At 73.2% G+C, this 5,783-nt stretch carries 3 protein-coding genes; all 3 read right to left on the reverse strand.

All coding sequences use genetic code 11. The annotated features are described in order from the left end of the window. Nucleotides 1-179: 179 nt before the first annotated feature. The 3 genes from QRT03_RS31960 to ssb are packed head-to-tail and all read right to left on the reverse strand — an operon-like array spanning nucleotide 180 to nucleotide 5,277. On the reverse strand, nucleotides 180-2,972 hold the full coding sequence (locus tag QRT03_RS31960; protein WP_286057219.1) for a hypothetical protein: 2,793 nt from the start codon (nucleotides 2,970-2,972) through the stop codon (nucleotides 180-182). Nucleotides 2,973-3,024: 52 nt separating this feature from the next. Continuing rightward, on the reverse strand, nucleotides 3,025-4,701 hold the full coding sequence (gene ettA, locus QRT03_RS31965; RefSeq protein WP_286057220.1) for an energy-dependent translational throttle protein EttA: 1,677 nt from the start codon (nucleotides 4,699-4,701) through the stop codon (nucleotides 3,025-3,027). Between the two features lie 51 nt (nucleotides 4,702-4,752). Beyond that, nucleotides 4,753-5,277, reverse strand: a complete 525-nt coding sequence (ssb, locus tag QRT03_RS31970; protein WP_286057221.1) for a single-stranded DNA-binding protein — start codon at nucleotides 5,275-5,277, stop codon at nucleotides 4,753-4,755. Nucleotides 5,278-5,783 lie beyond the last annotated feature (506 nt).

Genomic DNA, 5,783 nt, shown 5'->3' on the forward strand with positions numbered 1-5,783 from the left:
GCGCACCGCTCGGTGACTCAGTTCGACTCCGACCCTACCAGACCGGCTGGAGGGCAACCTCTCGAACCTATCCCGCCTCCAGACCCCGGGGCAACCCCTCCGGCCTGGCGACATGGAGAACATTACATGGCGCCCGGAGGGGTGGTTTCAGGGGGGTCCCGTTCGGTCATCGGCGCAGCTCAGGCGCGCCGCGAGCCCACTCCCGGCGGCCGGACGTCGTCCTGGCCCGTCGGCCCGACGTGACGGAAGGCGTCCATCGCCTCGGCGAGGAGGTCCGCGAGCTTGGCGCCGGACTCCGGCGGCCGTCCGCGGCCACCCGGTCCGGGCACCGTGCCGGAACCCCCGGACAAGGAGCGGTCTCCCTCGCGCGGAGTCCCGTTTCGCCGGGGCTCCCACCGGTCCCGCTCCCCCTGGACGGGCATCGATCCCGACGTGTGCCGGCGGGCCGACGGCACCGCGACCTCCCCGGGCGATCCCGGAGCCGGAGGCTGCGGACCGTGCCGGCGCGGGTCGGTCCCGTTCGCCGGGGCGCGGCTCTCTCCGGCCGGGCGGGCCCCGGCGGAGCCGCGGTCCCGTCGGGGCGGCATCGGGACGTCGGGCAGGTTGTACTCGGCGAGCACGGAGGCCAACGTCAGCGCGAGCTCGTCGTCGTACTCGCTCCTCGGTCCGGTGCGCGAACCCTCGGCCCGCGCGTCGCGCCCCTCACCGGAGTGGGCGGTCGCCGCATTCGTCGCGGTCGTCCCGCCGGAGCGCGTGGCGCCCTCGACCGGTCGGGCAGGCGCCGGATCGCTCGGCCCGGGGCCCGTCCGACCGTGCTCCTCGGACGACGGCCCGGGCGCGGTGCCGTTGGTGGGACGTCCGATGTCGGGCGTCGAGGAACGGTCCGTGCCCCAGGGCCGGAGGTCCTCCGCCGGCGCCGCTGTCGACGGGCGTTCCTCGGCCTCCCGCCGCCACCCGGGATCGAGAGCGTCCCGGGCGTCGGACGGAGCGTCGACGGTTTCGGACCGGAGCCGCGCCCTGAACGAGTCGTCCCCGGTGGACTCCGGGGAGTGGACGACCGGGAGACCTTCGGGTCCTGCGGGGGCGTTCCGCGGGTCCGATCCGACCGCGACTGGCGGGTCCGACGATTCGTCTCGGCCCGGACCGTCCTCGGCGGCGAGCAGACTGCTCAGGGACCGGGCATCGCCACGATCGTCGTGATCGGTCCCCGGTCCGGACACCGCCGGCTCCGCGAACGCGGTCGACGGGGCGAAGCGCTCGTCGGGAAGAGGCTCGGGCACCACGGGTTCCGGCGCCACCGGGTCCGGCGCCACGGGGTCCGGCGACGGACGATCCGGACCGCTGTCCCGCGCGGTGGTCTCGGCCGGCTCACCCGGCTCGGGCGCGAGGAGCCGTGTCAGGGGCGCCGTCCCGAAGGCGTCGAAGGTGGGGCGGGACGTCGCGATCGGGGGCGCCACCCCGTCGCCGGACGTCGGAGCGGAGTGCCTCGAGCGACGCACGGTCTCGCCCGGCGTCGTGGCCGCCGGCGGAGGGGCGTCGGGAGTCCGCGGGCTCGAGGGCGTCGACGACGCAGCCGGAGCGGGCTCGTCGGCCGCGACGTCCCATCCCGGTCCGTGCGCGAGTGACGAGTCGACGGACCGGGTCAGGGAGGCCAACAGCTCGGCCAGCTCGTCACGCGCCGAGCGCGCCGGCTCCGCGGGGGACTCCGGCGCCGGTACCGGTTCGACGAGGCCTGGAGGCGACCCGACGGAGACGGTGCCGAGGTCCGTCTCGCGCCCCGTCGGGAGCGTCTCCGCCGACGGGTCGGGGTCGGGCGCGGGCCACCCGATCGCTTCGGTCGGCTCGGCCGCCGGAGACGGGGGCGGCGGCGTCTCGTCGTCTGCGCGGTGGTGGCCGCGGCGCGCGCGCGTCGGCACCTCCGCAGGCGCGTCGGACATCGTGTCGACGCGGGCCGGGAGCGGCTCCGGACCGTCCGCGAGTGCGACGAGCGACCGCACCACCCCGTCCCGACCCTCGCGCGCTCGCGCGCCGAGCCCGTGCCCGTGACGGAGGGCGCGGAGTGCCTCCCCGAGCTCGCCCCGTTCCTCGGCGACCGCGGCCACGGTCTCCCAGGCACGTGCGGCGTCGGTCAGACGCCCGGAGGCCTCGAGTTCCTCGGCCGCGGTCCGTGCCGACAGCACACCGCCCGTGCCGTCGACCCGCGCCACGGCGAGCCGGATCCGGGCGAGAGCGCAGGTGGTGTGGGGCTCGGCCGGGGCGTCGGGCAGGACCGCACGGGCCCGGTGGAGGGCCTCGTCGGCCTGCCCGGACCCGACCAGCAGCTCGATCTCCTCCGCGGCCACGAGCACCGCGCACCGGCCGCCGTCGAGGTCGCCGCTCGTCGACGCGTCACCGAGCACGGCCAGTGCAGCCGTGGTGTCGCCGGCGATGCGTCGGGCGACGACCCTCGCGAGCGCCAACCGCGCCCGGAGGACGTCCGACTCCGGCTGCGGCACGCGCAGCAGCACCGGACCACCGGCTTCGACGGCCTCGTCGGTCATGACGACGTCGCCCCCGGCGGCGCGCGCCTCGGCGCGGACCGTCCAGGCGCCGGCCGCCACCCGGGCCGGGAAGTCGTCGAGCTGGTCGAGTCGGTCCAGGAGGCGCTGCGCGAGGGCGGGCTCGCCCAGGCCCACCGCGGCTGCGGCGAGCTCGACGAGCACCGCTCCGCCGTCGTCGCGGTCGCCGCGGTCCCGCGCCTCGGTGAGCAGCGGGATCGCACGTTCGACGACGTCCTCGTGACGGTCGGCCTCGGCCAGGGATCGGACGACCGAGCGGTCGGCCGCCGCCCGTACGGCCGGGTCGTCCCCGGCGAGGCGTCGAGCGTGCTCGGCCAGCGACGCCCCGAGGACGGGATCGGTCCACCGCAGCCCGTCGGCGACCTCGAGCACGGCGCGCGCCGACGGCGCACCGCTCTCGCGTCGTGCAGCCACGACCGCTCCCTTCTCGAGCCGGCCGCGAGACCCTCCCGCGACCCCGCGAGCCTCAGTCCCGGGTGAGCCTGCGGTGCGTGACCCGGTGGGGACGCGCGGCCTCGGCGCCGAGGCGCTCGACCTTGTTCTGCTCGTAGTCGGCGAAGTTGCCCTCGAACCAGAACCACGACGCCGGGTGGTCGTCGGTGCCCTCCCACGCCAGGATGTGCGTGCACACGCGGTCGAGGAACCAGCGGTCGTGCGACACGACCACGGCGCACCCCGGGAACTGCTCGAGGGCGTTCTCGAGCGAGGACAGCGTCTCCACGTCGAGGTCGTTGGTCGGCTCGTCGAGCAGCAGCAGGTTGCCCCCCTGCTTGAGCGTCATCGCCAGGTTCAGGCGGTTGCGCTCACCACCGGAGAGCACGTTGACCGGCTTCTGCTGGTCCGGCCCCTTGAACCCAAACGCCGAGACGTAGGCACGGGACGGCATCTCGACGTTGCCGACCTGGATGTGGTCCAGCCCGTCGGAGACGACCTGCCAGACGTTCTCCGACCCGGACAGGCCGGACCGGTTCTGGTCGACGTAGGAGAGCTTGACGGTGTCACCGACACGCACGGTGCCGCTGTCGGGCTGCTCGAGACCGACGATGGTCTTGAACAGGGTGGTCTTGCCGACGCCGTTGGGGCCGATCACGCCGATGATGCCGTTGGGCGGGAGGGTGAACGACAGGTCCTTGATGAGCAGCCGGTCGTCAAAGCCCTTGTCGAGGTGCGCGACCTCGACGACGACGTTGCCGAGGCGCGGACCCGGCGGAATCTGGATCTCCTCGAAGTCCAGCTTGCGGGTCTTCTCCGCCTCGGCGGCCATCTCCTCGTACCGCTGCAGCCGGGCCCTGTTCTTGGCCTGGCGGGCCTTCGCGCCCGACCGAACCCAGGCGAGCTCGTCGGCGAGGCGCTTGCGCAGCTTCGCGTCCTTGCGGCCCTGGACGGCGACCCGCTCGGCCTTCTTCTCGAGGTAGGTCGAGTAGTTGCCCTCGTAGGGGTAGGCGCGACCACGGTCGAGCTCGAGGATCCACTGGGCGACGTTGTCGAGGAAGTACCGGTCGTGGGTCACGGCGAGCACGGCGCCCTCGTAGCTGGCGAGGTGGCCCTCGAGCCACTGCACGCTCTCGGCGTCCAGGTGGTTGGTGGGCTCGTCGAGGAGCAGGAGGTCGGGCTTGCTCAGCAGGAGCTTGCACAGCGCGACCCGGCGCCGCTCCCCACCGGAGAGGTGGGTGACCGGCGAGTCCCCGGGCGGGCAGCGCAGGGCGTCCATCGCCTGCTGCAGCTGCGAGTCGAGGTCCCAGGCGTCGGCGTTGTCCAGGTCCTCCTGGAGCTTGCCCATCTCCTCCATGAGCTCGTCGGAGTAGTCGGTCGCCATGAGCTCGGCGATCTCGTTGTACCGCTCGAGCTTCACGGCGACGTCCCCGGCGCCCTCCTGGACGTTGCCGAGGACCGTCTTCTCCTCGTTCAGCGGCGGCTCCTGCTGCAGGATCCCGACCGATGCCTCGGGGGCGGCGAACGCCTCGCCGTTGTTGGGCTGGTCGAGTCCGGCCATGATCTTGAGAACGCTGGACTTGCCCGCGCCGTTCGGTCCGACCACGCCGATCTTGGCTCCCGGGAGGAAGCTGAGCGTGACGTCGTCGAGGATCACCTTGTCGCCGTGGGCCTTCCGAACCTTCTTCATGGTGTAGATGAACTCAGCCACGCCCCCGATGGTAGTTGGCGTGGTGTGCCGCTCCCCGGGCCCGGTGGTCGGTCAGCCTGCCAGCGCCGCGCGACCCAGCGGATCGTCGTCCTCCGCCTCTGCGGACGCCTCCGCCCGTAGGCCGGCGTCGATCACCGTCGCGTCCGCGAACTCGTCGAACGCCGGCGGTTCGAGTACCTCGAGGTGGCTCACGTCGGTGGGCGGCTCGGCGGCGATCCGCGGGTAGGGCACGACCCTCGTGCGCACCCGGTTCAGGTCGAGCCCGACGTGCGAGGCCTCGATCTCGGTGGAGGTCCGGCGCACTCCCTCGACCTCGTAGTCGCGCGTGAACAACTTGCCGTAGACGACGACCGGATCGCCCTTGGTCACGCTCTCGCGCACGTTCTCCGCGAGCGTGCGCCAGCAGTTCACGCGGACCGACAGCGTGTGCTTGTCCTGCCAGCTCCCGCTCGCCTGGTCGAACTTCCGGCTGTTGCTCATCATGCGGAAGTTCGCGACGACCGAGTCGTCGGCGTTGCGTCGCCAGGTCACCTCGGTCGACACGTTGCCCGCGACCGTCACCCAGGTCTCGTTCATGTCCGTCCTCCTCTCGCCGGCCCGCCAGGGCTCGGCGCTCGTGAGAACGAGAGTGCCGACTCGAGGACGGCAGCGGGGAAAGCCGATGGCTGCCTGTGGACAGGTCGGGTGGCGATGCCGGTGGGGACAACTCGATGGGCTGTCCGGCGGAGCCGAGGTCGTGCTCGAACTACTGGGGGGCAGAGCTCGTGCTGCCGGTACGGCCGTGCACCAGATGCCGGACCAAGCGGCCCGGCCCCACTCGCCCTGCAGCAGTGTGTCCCGCCTGAACCGGCGATGGTGAGCGGGTCTTCAGTGCTGTTCGGCGGCATGATCGACAGCCCTCGGTGCCCGCTCGGCCGCCGGGAGCGGAATGTTCCCCGAATCGACGGGAGCCTCCGCGGCACGGCACGGTGCAGAGGGTGCGGGGTGGCTGCCTGCCGAGGTGTGCTTGTCGTGGTTTTCCGGGTTCGGCGAGGTGTGCTTGTCGTGGGGATTCCCTGTGACAAGGTGCCGGTGCTGTGGTG

The organism is Actinomycetospora termitidis (assembly GCF_030286555.1).
Lineage (GTDB): Bacteria > Actinomycetota > Actinomycetes > Mycobacteriales > Pseudonocardiaceae > Actinomycetospora > Actinomycetospora termitidis.